The sequence below is a fragment of the Bifidobacterium subtile genome, from assembly GCF_000741775.1.
GTDB lineage: Bacteria > Actinomycetota > Actinomycetes > Actinomycetales > Bifidobacteriaceae > Bifidobacterium > Bifidobacterium subtile.
Window position 1 is genome coordinate 268,212 of the sequence record NZ_JGZR01000016.1, and the last position, 19,732, is coordinate 287,943.

Sequence of the window (19,732 nt, forward strand, 5' to 3'; positions counted from 1 at the left end):
GCCTATAGCGTTTTCGAGTGGCTTTATTCCGCCACTGAAAAACGCTATAGGCCGACTTGTGTATGACCACTACTCCATCAGGTTGCGCAGGACGTATTGCAAAATACCGCCATTGCGGTAATAGTCCGCCTCGCCGGGGGTGTCGATGCGCACGGTCGCGTCGAATGCCACGACGCTGCCATCGGACTTGGTGGCACTGACCGCGACGGTCTTGGGGATGGCGCCGTTGTTGAGCGCCTCGATGCCCGAGATGTCGAAGATCTCGGTGCCGTCAAGGCCCAGGGACTCGATCGATTCGCCTTCGGGGAATTGCAGGGGCAGCACGCCCATGCCGATCAGGTTCGAGCGGTGGATGCGCTCGAAGCTACGGGTGATGACGGCCTTGACGCCGAGCATCGCAGTGCCTTTGGCCGCCCAGTCGCGCGACGAACCGGTGCCGTATTCCTTGCCGGCCAGCACCACGAGCGGAATGCCCTCCTTGCGATAGTGCATCGCGGCATCGAAAATCGTCGTCGGCTCCTGCGAAAGGAAGTCGTAGGTGAAGCCACCGGGCGTGACCTCCTTGCCGACCGAGGCCAGCAGCTGGTTGCGCAGGCGGATGTTGCCGAAGGTGCCGCGCACCATGATCTCGTGGTTGCCGCGCCGCGAGCCGTAGGAGTTGAAATCCTTCTGGTTCACGCCATGCTCGATCAGGTACTGCCCGGCCGGGCTTGAGGACTTGAACGCGCCTGCGGGCGAGATATGGTCGGTCGTGACCGAATCGCCGAGCAGCGCCAGCGTGCGTGCGTCGTGGATGTCCTGCACCGGCGCGGGCTCGTGGCGCATGCCGTCGAAGAAGGTCTGGCGGCGCACATAGGTGGAATCCGGATTCCACGCGAAGCGCTCGCCCTCGGGCACATTGAGGCTCTTCCAGCGCTCGTCGCCGTCGAACACCGACTGATAGTCCTCGACGAACATCTCGCGTGACACCGTCTCGTCCACGACCTGCTGGACTTCGGCGTTGGACGGCCAGATATCGTCCAGGAAAACGTCCTCGCCCTTGCTGTCCTGCCCCAGCGGCTGGCTGGCGAAGTCGAAGCTCATGGTGCCCGCGAGCGCATACGCGATAACCAGCGGCGGCGAAGCGAGATAGTTCATCTTGACGTCGGGGCTGATGCGCCCCTCGAAGTTGCGATTGCCCGACAGCACAGCAGTGACGGTCAGATCGTTTTCGTTGATAGCCGAGGAGATCTCCGGCAGCAGCGGCCCGGAGTTGCCGATGCACGTGGCGCAGCCGAAGCCGACCAGCTGGTAGCCCAGCGCGTCGAGATCGCTCTGCAGCCCGGCCTTTTCCAGATAGTCGGCGACCACCTGCGAGCCGGGAGCCAGCGAGGTCTTGACCCACGGCTTGGGGTTGAGACCTTTGGCGTGCGCATTGCGCGCCAGCAACCCGGCGGCGATCATCACCGAAGGATTCGAGGTGTTCGTGCAGCTGGTGATCGAAGCGATGGCCACGTCGCCGTTGGCCACATCGAAGTCGCCGCGGAAATCCGTGCTGACCGGCACTGGCTGCTGCGCGGTCTTGTCGGTTTCATAATCGGGCAGCGTCGCAGCGAAGGAGTCCTTGGACTCGGACAGCCGGATGCGGTCCTGCGGACGCTTCGGCCCGGCGATCGACGGCACGACAGTGCCCAGGTCGAGCGTGAGGTACTCCGAGTACTTCGCCTCCACGTACCCGGGCGCCTGGGTGTCGCCCCAGAGCTTGTTGGCCTTGGCATAGGCCTCGACGAGCGCGACCTGATCCTCGCTGCGGCCGGTCAGGCGCAGGTAGTCAAGCGTCACGTCGTCAATCGGGAAGATGCCGCAGGTCGAGCCGAATTCCGGGCTCATGTTGCCGATGGTGGCGCGGTTGGCCAGCGGCACCGAGGCCACGCCGTCGCCGTAGAACTCCACGAACTTGCCGACCACGCCATGCTGGCGCAGCATGTCGGTGATGGTGAGCACGACATCGGTGGCGGTGACGCCCTCGGGAATCGAGCCGGTCAGCTTGAAGCCGACGACGCGCGGCACGAGCATCGAAATCGGCTGGCCGAGCATGGCCGCCTCGGCTTCGATGCCGCCGACGCCCCAGCCCAGCACGCCCAGGCCGTTGACCATAGTGGTATGCGAGTCGGTGCCGACGCAGGAGTCGAGATAGGCCAGCTGCCGCCCGCGCTCCCCCGGCTTGCTCATGATGACCTTGGCCAGGTACTCGATGTTGACCTGGTGGATGATGCCGGTTCCCGGCGGCACCACGCGGAAGTTGTTCAGCGCCTGCTGCCCCCAGCGCAGGAACTGGTAGCGCTCGCCGTTGCGCTGGTATTCGATGTCCATATTGCGCTCGACCGCATCCGACACGCCGTAGGTGTCGATTTGCACCGAATGGTCGATCACCATATCGGCCGGCACCTGCGGATTGATCACCTCGGGGTCGCCGCCCAGCTCGCTGACCGCGTCGCGCATCGTCGCCAGATCGACGATGCACGGCACGCCGGTGAAGTCCTGCATCACCACGCGCGAAGGCGTGAACTGGATCTCGTGGCTCGGCTGGGCATCCGGATCCCAGTCGAGCAGCGCCTTCACATGCTCGTCGGTGATATTGGCGCCGTCGATATTGCGTACAAGGTTCTCGACCAGCACTTTCAGGGAATACGGCAAGTGATCCACGCCTGGCAGATCATCAATGCGATAGTAGTCGAATTCCTTGCCGTTCACGCTGAGCGTGGACAGCTGCTTGTCTCGTACAGACATGGTTCCTCCGAACGTTGGGGCTCGAATCGTCTCGTTCCCGGGCACGCGCGACCTGACTTCTGCGGCTGCATTCCGTCAAACAGCACGGCAACACAGCGCAGCAAGCATACGGGCGCATGCCGGTCGGCGAAGGCTTAGGGACTTGAATCCCCGCCTCATAAAGTATAAGAGAGAATTCAGCTCCGGCTCATCCGCCTGTCACGCGGCAATCGTACTCCGAGCATATTTCGCCGCACGAGATTGGCTATGAGCTGGCATGTCGCCAGAATCAGCAGCGCTATGGCGAGCGCCGCCAGCGTGGCTACAAGCGAGCCGCCGGAAGGCAGCTGCAGCGCGAAAAAGCCTGCGACAAAGGGAATGAAGGCGCCTATGATGCCAGCCGCCGCAAACAATGCGACAAGGGCTCCACGCCAAGAAAGCAAGGGGCGTGCGACCTGCGCCAGCACCACGATGCCCAGAGCGAACACGATGATGGCATTGATGGTGAACAGCGAGCGCTGATTGAACTTCACATGCATGTCCCACTGCATGATCCCGGGCAGGAACCACGAGCTCAGCAGCACGCTGACCCCGATGGCGATGCCGCTGGGCAGCGAGAAGGTGATGACGCGCCGCAGGAAGCCCGGAATATACCGGCGCGTATTCGGCGCCAGCGCGAGCACGAAGGCCGGCATGCCGATGGTCAGCGCACCGATATAGGTGATATGCCGCGGCAGATACGGGAAAAGAATCCCCGTGAGCACGACGCCCAGAGAAATGATGATGGAATAGGCCGTCTTGACGAGGAACAGCGAGGCGACGCGCTCCATATTGGCCATGACCTGCCGGCCGCGCGCCACGACATCGGGCAGGTGGGAGAACTTCGAGTCGACCAGCACGACCTGCGCCACGGCCTTGGTTGCCGGTGCGGCGTTGCCCATAGCAATGCCCAGATCGGCTTCCTTGATCGCCAGCGTGTCGTTGACGCCGTCGCCGGTCATGGCGACCACATGGTCGCCCTGATGCAGAGCCTGAACGATGGCCTTCTTCTGCTCGGGCATGACGCGGCCGAGCACATCGACCTTGTCGAGTATCTGCGCAAGCTCGGCTGTATCTTCTGGCAGCTCGCGCGCATCCATCGTGCGTACGGGATTGTCGCCGCACAGGCGCACTTGGGTTGCGATGGCGCCGACGGTGGCAGGATTGTCGCCGGAGATCACGCGGCAGCGCACCCCCTGCTCGCGGAACCACAGCAGGGTGTCGGCGGCATCGTCGCGCACTCGCTCGGCGCAGAGCGCCAATGCAACCGGGAGCGCATGGGGATCTAGGTGCGGCTCAGCGTCGAAGTCGGCGGGGATATCGCCCGCTCGATGGGCGATGAGCAGCACACGGTTGCCGTGGTTCGCGTATTCGGCGATCTTAGCGGAGAGCGCAGCGAAACCGGATATCCGAGCGCCTTCCCCGGCCTGAGCGAAAGCCGAAAGCAGCACTTCGGGAGCGCCGAAATACCAGATGCCATCGCCCTGGCGCGCGATGGCGCTCCATTTTCTCGCCGAGGAGAACGGCATGCGCACGTCGACCTGTCCCGATTCATAGCCCTGCGCGGACAGCGCGTCAAGCACGGCCCGGCCCGTAGCGTTGGGGTTCTCCTCATTGGCGAGATCGAATAAAGCTTGCGTCACTTCGCGGGGAGCCAGACCCACATTGCCGGCATCGCTGTGGACGCCGAGCGCATTGACCGCCTTGCCGGTTTCGGCAGTTTCGTCGCCGTTTGCCGCTTCAACCCCATCCACAGGCAGCAATGCCTTGAACTCGATGCCGCCGTCGGTGATGGTGCCGGTCTTGTCAAGATTCAGGCAGTCGACCCGCGCAAGGGTTTCCACGGCTTCAAGCTCCTGCACCAAGGTGTTCTTGCGGGCGAGCCGCATCGCGGCGATGGCGAAGTTCAGCGAGGTGAGCAGCACCAGCCCCTCGGGGATCATGCCGACCACGCCGGCCACCGCGGAGACGACGGCCTGACGCCATTGGCCGCCGGAGATCGCCGCCGACCAGCCGCCGACCGCGCGGACCTGCGACCAGATCAGCAAAGCGCACAGCGGCACCACCAGAAACGTGAGCACCTCAAGGATCTTGTTGATGCCGCGATTCAGATCGGACACGGTCGTGGTGTAGACCTTCGCCTGAGCGGTCAGTTTCGCGGCGTAGCTCTGCTGCCCCACGGCGCTGACTTTGGCCAGCGCCAGTCCGGAGACCGCGTTCGAACCCGAGTAGGCGCTGTCGCCGGGCTGCTTGCGCACCGTGTTCGATTCCCCCGTGAGCATCGACTCGTCAAGCTCAAGGCCCCAGCTGCGCAGGATTTCGGCGTCGGCGGGCACCTGCTCGCCGGAGCGGATCCACAGCAGATCGTCGAGCACGATATCATCATGGTCGATTTCAATATTGCGGCCCTCTCGCCGGACAAGAGGATGAGAGGCGACCAGAATCGAGAGGCGGTCCAGCGTGCGTTTCGCCCGCAGTTCGGTGATGATGCCGATGCCGGTGTTGACGATGATGACCAGGCCGAACACCGAATCACGCCAGGATCCGGTGATCATTACCATGAGCATCGCGACAAAGATGATGCCGTTGAACAGCGTGAAGACGTTGGAGCGAATGATCTGCGCAAGCGAGTGCGAGGTCGGGTTGTCGACCAGGTTCGTCTGATCGCGTCCCACGCGCTCTTGGACATCCTGTGCGCCCAGGCCACGTTCCTCCACCTGCGGCATCGTATCGACAGCGTTGCCCGCGGATCCCCTCCCTGTGGATTTCATAGCATCGTGCATATCTGCCCTTCCCTACTGTCCCATTGTGCTTGCTGCGGTATCGACGGCTATCACGCGCCCATGCGGCACATCGTTGACCAGCGTCAGCACGGCCTGCGCAATTGGCACAGCCTGCGCATCGCTTGCTGTGATGTTCAGCTGCGCCGCGAACAGCATGGCGTCGCGCGGCGGCGTGCGCGGATTGATCAGCGCCACCGGAATGCCTGCATTGCGAGCGTCCCCGAGCGCCTCGTCCCAACCGCGAGCGCCCGCTTCGGCATTGATCGCACTGACGAGTATCACGCTGACCGCTTGCGCGGATAGGTCTTCCACGCCCTGCTGGGCCGCCTCAAGCGGATTGCGAACCCGATTCGTCGATACGTAGGAAACATCCAGATCCGAACCCGACAACGCAGCGAGCACCGAGCGGTCGAGCGCGGCGTCATCCGAACCGATAACGCCCACCGTCACATCCCCTTTGTCGACGCTGTCATGGACGACGGCAGCCCCGTTGCCGTTACGCTCGGACGCCGCGCCCGCGGTGTCGCCTACTGCTGCGCCTCGGGGCGCACAGGCGCCGAGCAGCATGGCAACGCAGCACAGCGATGCCAGCATGGCGGTTATTCGCGCAGCGCCACATCGACGCTGGCTACCATGCAGGCCCTCGCCCCGCCGCCCGGCCTCGGTGCGGATGCTCATCGCCCATTGCCTCCGCGCGTGAACAGCGCGACGGTCTCCACATGATGGGTCATCGGGTAGATGTCGAAGGCATGAATGTCGGCGAGCCCGTACCCTTGGGCACCCAAGGCAGCGGTGTCGCGAGCCAACGAGGCCGGGTCGCAGGCGATGTAGATGATGCCCGCAGGGCGTGCGTCGGCGATCTGACGGCATACCGCCTTGCGCGCGCCGGCCCGCGGAGGGTCGAGCACGACCACGTCGGGATGCGCCAGACTCGTGGGCACATGGCGCAGCACGGCGCTCACATCGCCGGACAGGGCCTTGACCTGGTCGGCGTGAATATCCATATCGCCTAGGTTTCTGCGCGCGTTTTCCACTGCCCGCGCCGCACCCTCGACGCTGAGCATACGCGTGCTGGGCGCATGAACGGCCAATGGCAGCGTGAACAGGCCGGAACCCGAGTACAGGTCCCAGATCACCGGTGTTCTGCGCCCTTGCAGCACGCGGTCGACCAACGCCATCACGTGCTGGAGCAGCACAAGCGGCGCCCGGCGGTGCATCTGCCAGAATCCTGCGCCGTCGACCCGATAGCTGAACGTGCGCCCATCGACTGTTGTCGTTTCCCGCAGCTGGTCGGAGCCCGCGGAAAGCTTGCCGTCGACCAGTATGGCGTAATTCTCCCCTATCGCCGTACGCAGCGAGGAATCATGGGAAACGTCAATGCCGCCTGCCTCGATGCCATCTGAATCAGCGGCGATGCCACGCGGCTCGGGAACCGCGATGCGCACATGCGCATCAGGTTCCAGCCCGCCGTTCCATATGCCATGATCCTGCGCCACGGCAAGCAGCGCACGCGATGCCAACGGCATCGTGTCGATCGGCACGCGCTGGTGCGTACCCCGCCGGCGCATCGATGGCCGGCCCTGCTCGTCGGCGATCAGCTCGATGCGTGTGCGCCACAGCAAGCCATGATTCTCCTCGTCGCCAGAAATGCGCTCCACAGGAACATCGGGAATCTCGACATGTCCCAGCCGGCGCAGCTGCTCGGTGATCGTCGCGGATTTCCACGCCAGCTGCCCCGGCAGCGAGACATGGACGAGATCGGCGCCGCCCACGCCACCGCCATCGGACAGCGGGCCGGCCAAAGGCCATGCAGGAGGCACACGCAGCTCACTCGCCTCAAGCACCTCAATGACCTCACCGGTCCAGAAGCGGTCTTTGCGCTCGTGCGGCTCATCAAGTTCAATGCGCACCAACTCGCCCGGCAAGGCGAAGCGCACGAAGACCACCCGGCCTTCGCTATGGGCCACACACCGCCCTTGGTCGGCGTAGCGCTCGATGCGTGCCGTGATCTGCATGGATGAAGCTCCCGTTCTGTTGTTCCTACTCGCTGGCTGGTATCAGGTGGTCAGCAGTGCGCAATCCGCGTTGTGCGACGTCTGATGCGTGACGCGCAACGCGCGAAGTTCGGCGGACAGGCGCAATAATCAATGCGTAAGCGCACTGGTGACGCCGTTCTGCGGACGCTGTTTTGCGGACGATATACGTTATGGATTATGTGGTATGCGATAGTTGAAATACTAAACGATGGCCATGTGCCGGCCATACGCTGGCGGCTCAGTCTTCGCGAAGCGCTTCCTGCGGCGTGTCTGCCCGCGCACGATTGTTATCGGCGTGTTCGCGCTCGGCGGCCTTATGGCGGTGCATCGGCGTGGCGACGATAAGATACGATATCCAGATTGCCAGCGCCCAGAACGGTATGCCCATAAGCAACCGCGCCGTGCCCAGCAGCGTCACATGATTCGTGGCATACAGCGGCACCTGCACAAGCAGCCGCAAGGCGAACAGGCCTATCCACAGCACGGTGATAATCGTGTAGGCGCGACGAAGCCCGCGGTCCGACCGCCAGCCGTCGAGCCATGCGCGGAAATGCTCCGTGGGAAGCGTGCGGATGAACTCGACCATCAGCCCCAGCCCCGGCACGCGTACGGCAAGCGAGACGAGCAACGCCGCGATGTACGCGGCGTTCGTCAGGAATCCGAAGATATAGTAGTCGCGCGCCTCATTGCTTCTCCACGCCCAGATGAGGCAGATGCCTACTGCAGCCACGCCGCTCAACGCGCCCATAACCGACTGTCGCTGCAGCAGGCGAACGGCGACCTGGATGAGCGCCAGCACGGCGGAGACAATTACGGTCAGCCGCACATCCTTGGCGATAACGAACAACACTACGAAAACGATGCCGGGCAGCATCGATTCGACGATGCCTCGCGGCCCGCCAATCGCAGCGATCACCGAGAAGTCATCGCCGGCGTCGGCATGCGCCAGCGCCGCCATGCCGGTTCGCGTGGTGCTGTGCTCCTCGGCGCTCAATGCAATCCCATGCCTTTCACCGCGCTTTCTCTTTGCCGTGTTCTTTTGCGAACGCCTTACTAACGGACCTCGGAGAACATCGGGCCGCGTGCGAGCGTGGTCTTCACCTCGGTCTGCTGATCCGAGTCGAACGGTCCCTTGGGGCGCTTCGGAATCTCGTTGTCGCCTGCCTCGTCATCACCGTTTTCCTGCTCCTTGGCGGCCTTGCGCTCGGCGGGAGCCACAGGCGGATGCATCGGAATCAGGTCGCGCGGAGCGAGTGGCTCCTCGCCGCGTTCGACGACGATATCGGCGAAGAATTCGTTGAGCTTCTTGGTCTCCTCGGCATCTGGGCTGATCGCCGCCCTGCCGGAGAAGATGCCACGCAGCATCCAGCGCGGGCCGTCGACGCCGACGATGCGCGTGATCACCGTTTTGCCGCCCTTGACTGAAACAGGCAGCTTGAGCTCCATGCCGAATGCGCCGGGCTGTTCGCTCGCCTTGGCGTTCGAGGAGAGCAGATCGCCGCGCACATCGTCCCATAGCCCCATCGTCTTAGGAGCCGCGAAAGCCTCGATCTCCACGCTTGAGGACCCGTAGGTGACCGTGCAGCCGAGCACCTGCTGGCTGCTGCGGCTCGCCTTGATGCGCAGCTCGATATCCTGCAGGAAAGGCAGGTAGAACGCTCCCAGATCAAGATAGTCGTCGTAGTCGGGCGCATCCTCATCGGCCGTGTCCCACGGCCCGTATTCCTCGCCTCGATCTTCATAGTCGGTGCTCGGCGCCTCAGGGAACGACGGCTCGTCCACAGGAGCCTCATCGCTATCCCGGACCTTGGCATCGACGTCCTTCAGCGCGTCATCGTCGGCCTGCGGGTCATGCTTCTTCCTGCCGAAGCCAAACAATCCCATGATTCCTCGTTTCTAATGGTTGCAACCGACCCAAGCCTAGCACCCGGCGTTCATCACCGAGTAGCATCTACTCAGCGTTTATTCGCCCGGCACCCAATATTCATCTGCCCGGCACCGGTCTTTCCGAGGCTCACACATCGTAGGTGACAATCAGCGGCGCGTGATCGGACCAGCGGGTCGCGTAGCTCGGCGCCTTGTCGATGACGAATCCGCGCGCGGTTTCGGCCAGTTCCGGCGTGGCGAACTGGTAGTCGATCCTCCAGCCCACATTGTTGTCGAAGGCCCGCCCGCGCTGGCTCCACCACGTATACGGCCCCTGGATATCGCCGGCCAAGTTGCGCATGACGTCGACGAACGCGTACTCGTCAAGCCATTTGTCGATGTAGACGCGTTCGGAAGGCATGAAGCCGGCGTGCTTGAGGTTGGCCTTGGCGTTCTTGATGTCGAGCGGCGTATGCGCGATGTTGAAATCGCCGCACAACACGGCCTGCCTGCCGCCGCGTGCCGCCTCGTCGCGCAGCTCGCCCATGCGCACGAGCATCTGGTCGAGGAAGCGGAACTTCTGCGCCATTTTCAGCGCGTCATCCGCAGCGCCCGAATGCACATACACGCTCGCCACAGTGATTTCGTAGCCCTGCGGCGTCGTGACATCCGCCTCAATCCACCGACCGGTGTCCACGTCTTCTTCCAGCCCCGGCAATCCGTAGCGTTGCGCGACCACCGGCAGATCGGAGAGCAGGCCTACGCCAGCGCGTCCTTTGATCTTGCACACTTCATTCATGCGAACCAGCGCATCCGGGGAGGAGACTTTGCCTGACTGGGCATAGCGCTGGGCGAAATCATCGAAAATCGGCTCGATCTCGACCTGCGGGGCACGAACTTCCTGCATGCACCAGATATCGGGAGCCATGGCGCCCACCCAGGATGAGACGCCCTTGCGATTCGCGGCGCGCAAGCCGTTGACATTAGAGGTTGCAATGGTGATGGTCATGTCTCCTGACCCTACACCATCAATCCGCGCACGACGAGACGCTACTACTCCATGTCGAGCGGAACCGGATGCTTTGGAGCGGGGAATGCGCGGCTGAGTTCAGCGAATTCCTCGGTCGTAAGCGGGTTCTCCGGCACGGCCGCATTGTCCAATGTATGCTCTCGACTGCCGCTGCGCGGAATCGCGATGACATTCGGCTGATGCAGCACGAAGGCCAGCAGCACCTGCATCGGCGTGAATCCATGCGCATGCGCAACTTCGCGCACGATCTCGCTGCCGACCAGACCGCGTCGCAGACCCCCTGCCTGAGCGAGCGGGCAGTATGCCATTACCGGGATATGCCGTTTGGCGAGCCATGGCATCAGGTCCACTTCTATGCCGCGCGAACCCAGGTGATAGAGCACCTGATCCGCGCAGCAATCCGCGCCGCCGTCGAGCGTCAGCAGCTCGCGCATATCAGCCACATTGAAGTTCGAAACACCCCAACGGCGAATCAGTCCCTCGCTTGCAGCCTCCTGCATGCATGCCACCGTTTCGGCCAGAGGCACAGAACCGCGCCAGTGCAGCAGATACATATCAAGATAATCCGTGCCGAGCCTGTTCAGACTCGCTTCCAGACTCTCACGCAGATGGCCGCGCCCCGCGTTGTGCGGATACACTTTGGAAACCAAGTAAAGATCTTCGCGCCGATATCCTGCTATGGCCTTGCCGACCAGTCGCTCAGCCTCGCCCTCGCCGTACATTTCCGCAGTGTCGATGAGCCGCATGCCCGCAGCTAAACCGGAGCGAAGCGCCTGAATCTCCACGTCCCGCGGCCGTCGCCCCTCCCCCAGATACCAGGTTCCCATGCCGAGCCGCGGCATCACACCGCCGTCCGGCAATTCGACTTGGAGCTTGCTCGCATCGTCCATGGTGATTTCCTTCCCAAAGGATGTTGATGTAAATGTTCGCATAACCTGGTGCGTGATTTTCCGATTCACACATGTATTTGCGTTATCTGTAGCGCTAATTCGGTCTCGCGGAGGTCTATCTGCATCATGTGAGGCGTTAATTCCTTGGCACCACGAGTAGCGCCGGCCGAAAATGGCGGTTCTGGGCCATCTGATACTCGGGTCTCCTCGAGATAGCGCCTCACACAACGCAGATAGACCTGGGCAGCATCCCGATAGCGCCTCACACAACGCAGATAGACCTGGGCAGCATCCCGATAGCGCCTCACACAACGCAGATAGACCTGGGCAGCATCCCGATAGCGCCTCACACAACGCAGATACACCCTATTATCGGGAATAGCCATGAGATTCCGGCGGCTTCAGGAGACCGAGACGGCCGTTTTACCTCTCGGCGAAACGCTCTTCGATCTGAGCGGCAGTGCCGTACGAGGCCTGTGCGCCAAGGCCGGTCGCGGCATAGGCGGAGACGTACGAGGCGAGTTGGGCGGCTTCGTGCAGCTCGAAACCGGAGGCGAGGCCCGCTAGAACCGTGCCCATGAAGGCGTCGCCGCAGCCGGTGGTATCCACGGGAGTGACGGCGACTGGCGCGATGGGAGTCACGCCAGCCGGCGCATCCAAGACCACCGAGCCATCGCCGCCAAGCGTCACAATCGTCTGCTCGAAGCCAAGCTCGCGCAGCCGCCTCAACGCAGAGCGCCAGTCGAAGGTGCTCCAATCGTCATGCTCCGGCTCGGCGACGCCCAGCGTCTGCGCCAGCTCATGCTCATTGACCAGCAGGATGTCGCAGACTTCAATCAGCTCCTGCGGCAGAGCGGGAATGAACGGCGAGTTGTTGATCAGCACCTTCACGCCGGCCTCGTGGCAGATCCTGGCGGCAGCGGCCACCGTTTCAATAGGGCTTTCCAAACACAGGCCCAGCACATTCGACGCAACAAGCCGCCCGCGCATCGACTCAATGTATTCCACGCTGACCTGCGCATTCGATCCGGGCGAGTACACGATGGTGTTCTCGCCGCGGGCGTCCACTGTGATCACCGTGGTGCCGCTGGGACCGGAAACGCGCAGCACATTCGCCGTGTCAACGCCGGCCTCGCCAAGCTTGCCAAGCAGAAAATCAGCGTTGGCGTCGTCGCCGACCGCACCAAATAACTGCACCATGGAGCCGATGCGCGCCGCCGCAGCCGCCTGATTGCCCGACTTGCCGCCGGGCAGGATCTGCAATGGGCCGCCGTTGATGGTTTCCCCTGGCTTCGGCAGCCGTTCGGTGGTGACCGTATAGTCGGCGTTCATCGAACCGACGACGGATACGATGCCGTGGATGCGGCTCAACGCAGTAAGGGTGGAATCGGCCATGGTGAATGTCCTTTCGTATACGCGCATGTACGGTGTTCATGCACAGCGTGCAGTGCAACGCTCATGTCGATGCGGCATTATTCCACGACGCTGTATATCTTCTTGCGGAAAATCAGATAGACCACGACGCCAAGCGCGAGCACGCCGCCGCCCATAAGCAGCAGGTTCGAATAGCTGGCCGCCGCGCCGGTTGCGCCGACGAGGCTGCCGCCCGATAACGCCTTGGCTCCCATCAGGCCGCCGAAGATCGCGATGCCGATGGAGCCGGTGACGTTCATGACCAGATCGTTGATGCCCACACCTCGGCCGGATTCGGATTTCGACAGCGTGCCAAGCACCGAGGCGATCAGCGGCGAGTACATGAGACCGGCCCCGGCGTAGAACACGCACGCCATCAGGGTCAGCACCAGGAATCCGGAGTAAATGAGCAGCGCAGAGCCGACGAAGCCAATGATCATGAGACAGCCAGCCGTGATGATGGCGGTCTGACGACCGATCCTGCCGACAATCGCCCCGGACGAAGTGCCCACGACCGTCGCCACGACGAAGGACCATACGATGTACGCGGACACCTGCCCGGTGCTCATGCCGTATACGTCATGGCCGATGGCGTTGAAGAACGGCGAAATGCAGTAGTTTACGAAATAGAACAGCGCGATCAGGGAGATAGCCATGATCCACCGCACGTTGCGGAAGAACGCCGGAGTGACGAAAGGCGCCTTTGCCTTGCTGATGTATACGGCGAAGCCGACGAACAGCACGATGGAGATCAGCAGCAGCCACCAGTTCATGTAGGAGAAGAACAGGGTCAGGAAGCTGTCGCCAGACCGAAGACCGTGAAGCCAAGAACATCGACTTTTTTTGCCGTTGCCGTTCTTCGCCGGCAGGTTCTTCAGCAACAGCGGCAGGAAGAAAATCGTTACCGAAGGAATGAGGAACAGGAACTGCCAGCTGAGCGAACTGAGCAGGCCCGCAGCAAACACGCCGATGGCTGCGGACAGCTGGTACCCTGCAGTGAACAGACCGAAGAAGATCACCTTGAGTGAGTTTCTGAGGTATTTAGTGGCCACGACCAGATAGGCCGAGCCAGCCACCTGCTCACCAGCGGTCTGCAGCACGCGTGCGGTGATCACGGTCCACAGATGCGGCTGGAAGAAGTAGTTGGCGATGAACCCGAACAACGAGCCGATCAGCAACGTCACCAGTCCGACCGTCACCAGTTTGCGCAGCGACACGAAATCGCCCAAAGAACCGTAGATGAAGCATACGATGCCCAGCACGATGCTGGGCAGGGCGGTGATCAGGGAAGCCTGACCAGGCGCGCCCACGTCAGCGCCGACCTGCTGAAACACCAAGTTGAAGCCCTGCAAGCACAAAGTGCCCAAGATGAAGATGATCAATAGCGGAATGAGCGCACCGACAGCCATCTTGTTGGTCGCCTCATCCACATCGTCCGCAGCCGGCGTGCCGACCGTTGTCGCGGTATCTGTCATGATGATATTCCTTTGGTGTCATGCCGATTCATAATTTCAATGCCTGTTGCCTTACAACGCATGCGCTCTTTGCTATCCCATAGGCTGCGTTGCCGCCCATGCAGCTGTGCAGTGCCTGCGTGCTACTAGTCAGCCTGCTGAGCAAGCGCGGTGATCCGCGTCATGAGCTCGTTGAGGAAGCGCTCGACATCGACGCCAACCGCCACGTTCGCGGTCTTGACGGAATCGCTCAGCCGATCATTGTCACCGATGGTGCGCCCGCGCGTAGGGCCTTCCACATCTACCTTCATGTTGATCGGCAGCGTGGTCACCAATGTCGGGTCGACAGCCACGCCAACCGCCAGCGGGTCGTGCAGACCGCAGCCGCCCCGAAGAGGATCAGTGGTTTCATACGCCTTGATATAGTAGTCGGTCATATCGGCGAGGAACGCGCCGGCCTTGGTGCCCAAGTCACGCCAGCGCTGAGTATCCTTGTACGCCAGCAGCGTCTGCAGCGTCACATCAAGGCCGATCATGGTCGTCTGTGCACCGGAGCGGAACAGGTAGTCTGCGGCCTCTGGATCTTGGGAGATGTTGGCTTCGGTCCACGCATTCACATTGCCGCATATGGTCAGCGCACCGCCCATGAGCACGATGCCGCCGAGCTGGTCTTTGATTTCCGGCGCCTTGCGCAGCGCCGCCGCGATATTGGTCATCGGGCCGGTCGGCACGTAGATGAGGTCCTTGCCATAGGTTTTGGCTGCGTCGATAATGAAATCGACAGCCGGCTCCGTTTCCGGTTCACGCTTGGAATCCGGAATCGTCACTTCGCCGATGCCGTTCTGACCATGGATGAAGGCGGAGACCTCGCCCACTGCAAAGGAATCCTTGGTGCTGGCGTGCGGCAGACCCTGGTAGACCTTGACTTCCGGGTGGCCCAGCAGGTCGGTGATGGCGAGCGAATTGCGCACGCCCTGCTCCACCTGGACGTTGCCGTAGGTGCCGGTGATGCCGATCAATTCAACTTCCGGGCTACCTAATGCGTAGGATATCGCAAGCGCATCATCCACTCCGGTATCAAGATCGAGGATAAGTTTCTTCATGTTGCCTGGTCTCCCTCTGTGTCACGAGCGCCTGTTACCCACCACATTGACGCCCCGCCATTGGTGCTCACCAGAAATTCTAGTCTAACTTGCGCTCTCAAAGATAAAACACACCCGAACCCAAGATGAACAATAAGCACGCGGAGCCGTAAAGCGGACAACGCAGTGCTGAGCCGTTAAGCGGACAATCCGGTGGATTGTCCGTAGGCGAGGTGAGCGACCGCTAAGGTCGCGAAGGACGGTGCCAACGGCACCGTCGGTCCGTAGGCAACGCCGAGGACCCACTAAGGGTCCGAGGAAAAGGAAAACGCTTGCCAACGGCAAGTCCTTATCCCCCTACTCCAACTCCACCGCGCCCGTATAAAGCTGATAATATTCTCCCTTCTTCGCAATCAGCTCCTCGTGCGAGCCGCGCTCGATGATGCGGCCGTGGTCGAGCACCATGATCACGTCGGAGTTGCGCACAGTGGAGAGCCGGTGCGCGATGACGAACACCGTACGGCCTTTCATAAGCGCATCCATGCCGGCCTGCACCACTTCCTCGGTGCGGGTGTCGATGGAGGACGTGGCCTCGTCCAGGATCATGGCCGGCGGATCGGCGGCGGCCGCACGGGCGATGGAGATCAGCTGGCGCTGGCCTTGGGACAACCCGCTGCCATCGCCTTCGAGCACGGTCTGATAGCCGTTGGGCAGCATGCGGATGAAGCCGTCCGCATTGGTGAGTTTCGCGGCCTCGATGCATTCCTCGTCGCTCGCGTCGAGGCGTCCGTAGCGGATGTTGTCCATCACCGTGCCGGTGAACAGGTTCACGTCCTGCAGCACGATGCCGAGCGAGCGTCGCAGATCGGGCTTCTGAATGTTCCTCACATCGATGCCGTCATACAGGATCTGACCTTGCTGGATGTCATAGAACCTGTTGATCAGATTCGTGACGGTCGTTTTTCCCGCGCCGGTCGCGCCGACCAGCGCGATCTTCTGACCGGGCTCGGCGAACCATGTGATGTCGTGGAGCACCGGCTTGTCTGGGTCATAGCCGAAAGTCACATCGGTGAAGCGCACGTCGCCGCGCAGCAGCGTATACCGGCCGTCCGGCGAAGTGATGGCGCTTTCCTTGGCTTTCAGCGCCACCTCGCGAGCCGAGCCTTGCAGTTTCTCCGCTGCCGCCAGCGAGCGCGTCCCATCGTCGCCGGCTTCGCGCTTCCACGCCCAGCTGCCGGTCTCGTGGTCGACTTCGGTGAAGGAGCGGCCATCCTCGCCGATTTCGACGTTGACCAGTTGCACGGAGCCGTCGTCGCTTTCGATCGGCTCGTCCATCAGCGTAAAGATGCGCGAAGCGCCTGCGAGCGCCATCATCACCATATTGAACTGCATGGAGACTTGGCCGATCGGGTTGATGAAGGCCCTCGACAGCGTGAGCACTGAAATGATGGTACCTAGCGTGAACTCGCTGAAGCCGGTGAGTCCCAGGTTCGGCCAGCCTGCGATAGCCGTGATGCCGCCGACGATCGCCAGCAATACGTAAAGCAGATAACCCATGTTGCCGATGATCGGCATGAGGATGTTGCCGTAGGTATTGGCCGCGGCGGATGCATCGAACAGCTCTTTGTTCTTTTCGTTGAACGTCTCGGCGGTGGAACGCTCATGGTTGAACACCTTGATGACCTTAAGCCCGTTCACGGACTCCTCGACGAAGCCGTTGACCGCGCCCAGCGAACGCTGCTGGCGCACGAAATACAGCCCGCTTCGGCCGACCAGCACGCGAACCACTACGATCAGCACCGCAGTGAACGCGATGGTGAACACGGTGAAGGGCACTGACAGCCACAGCATGGCGATCAGCGCAGCCAACGCGGAGACCGAGGAAGCGAACATCTGCGGGAAGGATTGCGAGATCGCCTGGCGCAGGGTGTCGGTGTCGTTGGTGTAGCGGCTCATGGTGTCGCCGTGCTCATGCGTATCGAAGTAGCGGATCGGCAGCTGCTGCTGGTGCGCGAACATCTGGTCGCGGATGGTTTTGAGCGTGCCCTGCTCGACCTTGACGATCAGCCAGCTCCACAGCCAAGTGCTGAATGTGCCGATGGCATAGAGTATCGCCATCAATGTCAGCGCACGAATCAGCGGCCCCCAATCCGGGTTGACTTCGCCGACCAAAGGAAGGATGTACAAGTCGATCAGCGACTGCAGGAACAGGGCGGATCCTGCCTGGGCCGCGGAGCCGATGAGGATGCACGCCACGATGGCGATTACACGCCAACGGTAATGGAAAATGTAGCCGAAGATACGCTTGATGGTCTTCATATCTGCACGGCGCAAGGCCGGCTTGCGGTTCCGGCTCTTGGATGCGGCTGATTCGCTCATCGTGCACCTCCTTCCTTGGCGGCGGGTTGCCCGGTGGTTGATTCTACGGTGGCGAATTGATTAATGGTCGGCACTTGGAGAGTCGGCACCTGAATGCCCGGCTGCGCGATAGCCGATTCCTGGTCCGCCTCTTCGGCAGGATCATCGGATTCGGCAGCGCGGTTCCTGGTCTGCGATTCGTAGATGGAGCGGTATTCCTCGCAGCTTTCGAGCAGCTCGTCATGCGTGCCCGTGGCGAGAATCTCGCCGTCTTCGAGCACTACGATCAGATCGGACTCCTGCACGGAAGCCACGCGCTGGGCAATGATGATCTTCGTGGTGTCGGGGATTTCGCTGTGCATGGCCTTGCGAATCAGCTGGTCCGTCTTGGTGTCCACCGCACTGGTGGAATCGTCGAGAATCAGAATCTTCGGACGCTTGAGCAGCGCCCTGGCGATGCACAGCCGCTGCCGCTGACCGCCGGAGACATTCGAACCGCCCTGCTCGATGTACGTGTCGTACTTGTCCGGGAATTCGTTGATGAACCCATCGGCCTGCGCGAGCTGGCAGGCGTGAATCAGCTCCTCGTCAGTGGCGTTGGGATTGCCCCAGCGCAGGTTCTGGGCGATGGTCCCGCTGAACAACACGTTCTTCTGCAACACCATGGCCACCTGGTCGCGCAGCGCCTCCAGCGAGTATTCGCGCACATCGCGCCCGCCGACCTTCAGCGAGCCGCCGGTCACGTCGTACAGCCGTGGAATCAGCTGTACGAGGCTCGACTTCGATGACCCCGTGCCGCCGACGATGCCGACTGTTTGCCCGGAGGCGATCGTGAGGCTGATGTCATTGAGCACCGGCTTCTCGGAAACGCTGGAATACCGGAACATCACGTGGTCGAAGTCGATCGAACCGTCGGCGACGGCGCCCACTGGCTGCCCAGGGTCGCGCACCGTGCTCTCCTCGTTGATGACCTCGCTGATGCGCTCTGCGGAGGCCTGGGAGATGATGACCATGACGAACACCATCGTGAGCATCATGATCGACATGAGAATCTGCATCGCGTAGGTCACCAGCGCGGTGAGATCGCCCGTGGTCAGGCCGAGCGCGGCGTTGTTTCCCGAGGCCACGATCTGCTGCGCGCCGATCCATGAGATGAGAATCATGAGCACATACATGCACAGCTGCATGGCGGGCATGCTGAAGCTCAGGATCTTCTCCGCCAAGTTGAAGTCCTTGAAGATCAGCTGCGAGATCCTGCCGAACTTGCCCATTTCGTGGCTTTCGCGGTTGTACGACTTGACCACGCGGATGCCTTGGATGTTCTCGTCGACCACATTGTTCAGCCGGTCGTAAGTGTGAAACACCCGCTCGAAGATCGGATGGACCACGAATACCAGACCGATGGCCACCACTGCGAGAATCGGTATGGTGGCGAGGAACACCAGCGAGACTTCGGTGCTGATGCGAAAAGTGAAAATCCAAGAGACGACGATCATCACCGGTGCGCGTACGCCCAGCCGGACCACCATCTGATAGGCGTTCTGCAGATTCGTCACGTCAGTGGTGAGCCGGGTGATGATCGAGCCGGTCGAGAAGCGGTCGATGTTGCTGAAGCTGAAGGACTGCACTTTTTCGAACAGATCCGCCCGGATGTTCTTCGCGAACCCTGCCGAGGCGATCGCCGCGTATCTGCCGGACATATACCCTGAGATCAGCGACACCGCGGAACATGCCAGGAGGATCAGGCCGAAACGCCAGATGGTAGGCATGGAGCCGGCGGTGATGCCTTCGTCAATGAGCAGCGCCATCAAGGAAGGGATGAGAATCTCCAACGCGCCTTCGACGACTACGAACATCGGCCCGAGCAGGCTGGCTTTGCGATATTCGCGCAAGCTGCCGAGCAAAGTGCGAATCAGATGTCGCGGACGCTGCGACCGCTGCTGGACTCGTTCCAACTCCTGAACTTGCTGCGTTTGCCCCGCCGTCACCGTCTGTGCCACCTAGTCGTCTCCTTGCCTCTCTAGATCGATGAC

13 protein-coding genes are annotated in these 19,732 nt (G+C 61.9%); all 13 read right to left on the reverse strand.

The genetic code is table 11. The annotated features are described in order from the left end of the window. Nucleotides 1-69: 69 nt before the first annotated feature. The 13 genes from acnA to BISU_RS10935 all read right to left on the reverse strand — a co-directional run bounded on the left by acnA (nucleotide 70) and on the right by BISU_RS10935 (nucleotide 19,555). Nucleotides 70-2,769 carry an aconitate hydratase AcnA gene (gene acnA, locus BISU_RS10875; RefSeq protein ID WP_024463653.1) on the reverse strand — a complete coding sequence of 900 codons (2,700 nt, stop codon included), beginning with the start codon at nucleotides 2,767-2,769 and terminating at the stop codon, nucleotides 70-72. A gap of 176 nt (nucleotides 2,770-2,945) precedes the next feature. Then, a complete protein-coding gene (locus tag BISU_RS10880; protein ID WP_226839144.1) occupies nucleotides 2,946-5,570 on the reverse strand; it encodes an HAD-IC family P-type ATPase in 2,625 nt (874 codons plus the stop codon). 12 nt (nucleotides 5,571-5,582) lie between these two features. Continuing rightward, the gene (locus BISU_RS10885) at nucleotides 5,583-6,248 is read right to left on the reverse strand and encodes a type 1 periplasmic-binding domain-containing protein (RefSeq protein ID WP_024463655.1); all 666 of its coding nucleotides are present in this window, start codon (nucleotides 6,246-6,248) and stop codon (nucleotides 5,583-5,585) included. Next, nucleotides 6,245-7,585, reverse strand: coding sequence for a class I SAM-dependent RNA methyltransferase (locus BISU_RS10890; protein WP_024463656.1), 1,341 nt, complete (start codon nucleotides 7,583-7,585; stop codon nucleotides 6,245-6,247). The genes BISU_RS10885 and BISU_RS10890 overlap by 4 nt, the downstream gene beginning before the upstream one ends. A gap of 259 nt (nucleotides 7,586-7,844) precedes the next feature. Next, the gene (locus BISU_RS10895; protein WP_024463657.1) at nucleotides 7,845-8,564 is read right to left on the reverse strand and encodes a DUF3159 domain-containing protein; all 720 of its coding nucleotides are present in this window, start codon (nucleotides 8,562-8,564) and stop codon (nucleotides 7,845-7,847) included. A 95-nt stretch (nucleotides 8,565-8,659) separates the two neighbouring features. Then, entirely contained in the window at nucleotides 8,660-9,490 is an 831-nt protein-coding gene (locus tag BISU_RS10900) for a DUF3710 domain-containing protein (RefSeq protein ID WP_024463658.1), read from the reverse strand. Between the two features lie 130 nt (nucleotides 9,491-9,620). Further along, the gene (locus BISU_RS10905) at nucleotides 9,621-10,481 is read right to left on the reverse strand and encodes an exodeoxyribonuclease III (RefSeq protein WP_024463659.1); all 861 of its coding nucleotides are present in this window, start codon (nucleotides 10,479-10,481) and stop codon (nucleotides 9,621-9,623) included. Between the two features lie 44 nt (nucleotides 10,482-10,525). After that, a complete protein-coding gene (locus BISU_RS10910; protein ID WP_024463660.1) occupies nucleotides 10,526-11,392 on the reverse strand; it encodes an aldo/keto reductase in 867 nt (288 codons plus the stop codon). Nucleotides 11,393-11,815: 423 nt separating this feature from the next. After that, entirely contained in the window at nucleotides 11,816-12,787 is a 972-nt protein-coding gene (locus BISU_RS10915) for a ribokinase (RefSeq protein ID WP_024463661.1), read from the reverse strand. Between the two features lie 77 nt (nucleotides 12,788-12,864). Continuing rightward, the gene (locus BISU_RS10920) at nucleotides 12,865-14,280 is read right to left on the reverse strand and encodes an MFS transporter (protein WP_081893768.1); all 1,416 of its coding nucleotides are present in this window, start codon (nucleotides 14,278-14,280) and stop codon (nucleotides 12,865-12,867) included. 125 nt (nucleotides 14,281-14,405) lie between these two features. Next, nucleotides 14,406-15,362 (reverse strand): nucleoside hydrolase, encoded by a 957-nt coding sequence (locus tag BISU_RS10925; RefSeq protein WP_024463662.1) that lies wholly within the window; start codon nucleotides 15,360-15,362, stop codon nucleotides 14,406-14,408. A gap of 336 nt (nucleotides 15,363-15,698) precedes the next feature. Further along, nucleotides 15,699-17,720, reverse strand: a complete 2,022-nt coding sequence (locus tag BISU_RS10930) for an ABC transporter ATP-binding protein (RefSeq protein WP_024463663.1) — start codon at nucleotides 17,718-17,720, stop codon at nucleotides 15,699-15,701. Then, nucleotides 17,717-19,555 carry an ABC transporter ATP-binding protein gene (locus BISU_RS10935; RefSeq protein WP_081672716.1) on the reverse strand — a complete coding sequence of 613 codons (1,839 nt, stop codon included), beginning with the start codon at nucleotides 19,553-19,555 and terminating at the stop codon, nucleotides 17,717-17,719. The genes BISU_RS10930 and BISU_RS10935 overlap by 4 nt, the downstream gene beginning before the upstream one ends. Between the last annotated feature and the right edge of the window lie 177 nt (nucleotides 19,556-19,732).

What these genes read in the sequence shown, in the direction of transcription:
- acnA (WP_024463653.1), bottom strand. Translation starts at nt 2,769, where the DNA reads ATGTCTGTACGAGACAAGCAGCTGTCCACGCTCAGCGTGAACGGCAAG.
- BISU_RS10880 (WP_226839144.1), bottom strand. Translation starts at nt 5,570, where the DNA reads ATGCACGATGCTATGAAATCCACAGGGAGGGGATCCGCGGGCAACGCT.
- BISU_RS10885 (WP_024463655.1), bottom strand. Translation starts at nt 6,248, where the DNA reads ATGAGCATCCGCACCGAGGCCGGGCGGCGGGGCGAGGGCCTGCATGGT.
- BISU_RS10890 (WP_024463656.1), bottom strand. Translation starts at nt 7,585, where the DNA reads ATGCAGATCACGGCACGCATCGAGCGCTACGCCGACCAAGGGCGGTGT.
- BISU_RS10895 (WP_024463657.1), bottom strand. Translation starts at nt 8,564, where the DNA reads ATGGCGGCGCTGGCGCATGCCGACGCCGGCGATGACTTCTCGGTGATC.
- BISU_RS10900 (WP_024463658.1), bottom strand. Translation starts at nt 9,490, where the DNA reads ATGGGATTGTTTGGCTTCGGCAGGAAGAAGCATGACCCGCAGGCCGAC.
- BISU_RS10905 (WP_024463659.1), bottom strand. Translation starts at nt 10,481, where the DNA reads ATGACCATCACCATTGCAACCTCTAATGTCAACGGCTTGCGCGCCGCG.
- BISU_RS10910 (WP_024463660.1), bottom strand. Translation starts at nt 11,392, where the DNA reads ATGGACGATGCGAGCAAGCTCCAAGTCGAATTGCCGGACGGCGGTGTG.
- BISU_RS10915 (WP_024463661.1), bottom strand. Translation starts at nt 12,787, where the DNA reads ATGGCCGATTCCACCCTTACTGCGTTGAGCCGCATCCACGGCATCGTA.
- BISU_RS10920 (WP_081893768.1), bottom strand. Translation starts at nt 14,280, where the DNA reads ATGACAGATACCGCGACAACGGTCGGCACGCCGGCTGCGGACGATGTG.
- BISU_RS10925 (WP_024463662.1), bottom strand. Translation starts at nt 15,362, where the DNA reads ATGAAGAAACTTATCCTCGATCTTGATACCGGAGTGGATGATGCGCTT.
- BISU_RS10930 (WP_024463663.1), bottom strand. Translation starts at nt 17,720, where the DNA reads ATGAGCGAATCAGCCGCATCCAAGAGCCGGAACCGCAAGCCGGCCTTG.
- BISU_RS10935 (WP_081672716.1), bottom strand. Translation starts at nt 19,555, where the DNA reads ATGTTCGTAGTCGTCGAAGGCGCGTTGGAGATTCTCATCCCTTCCTTG.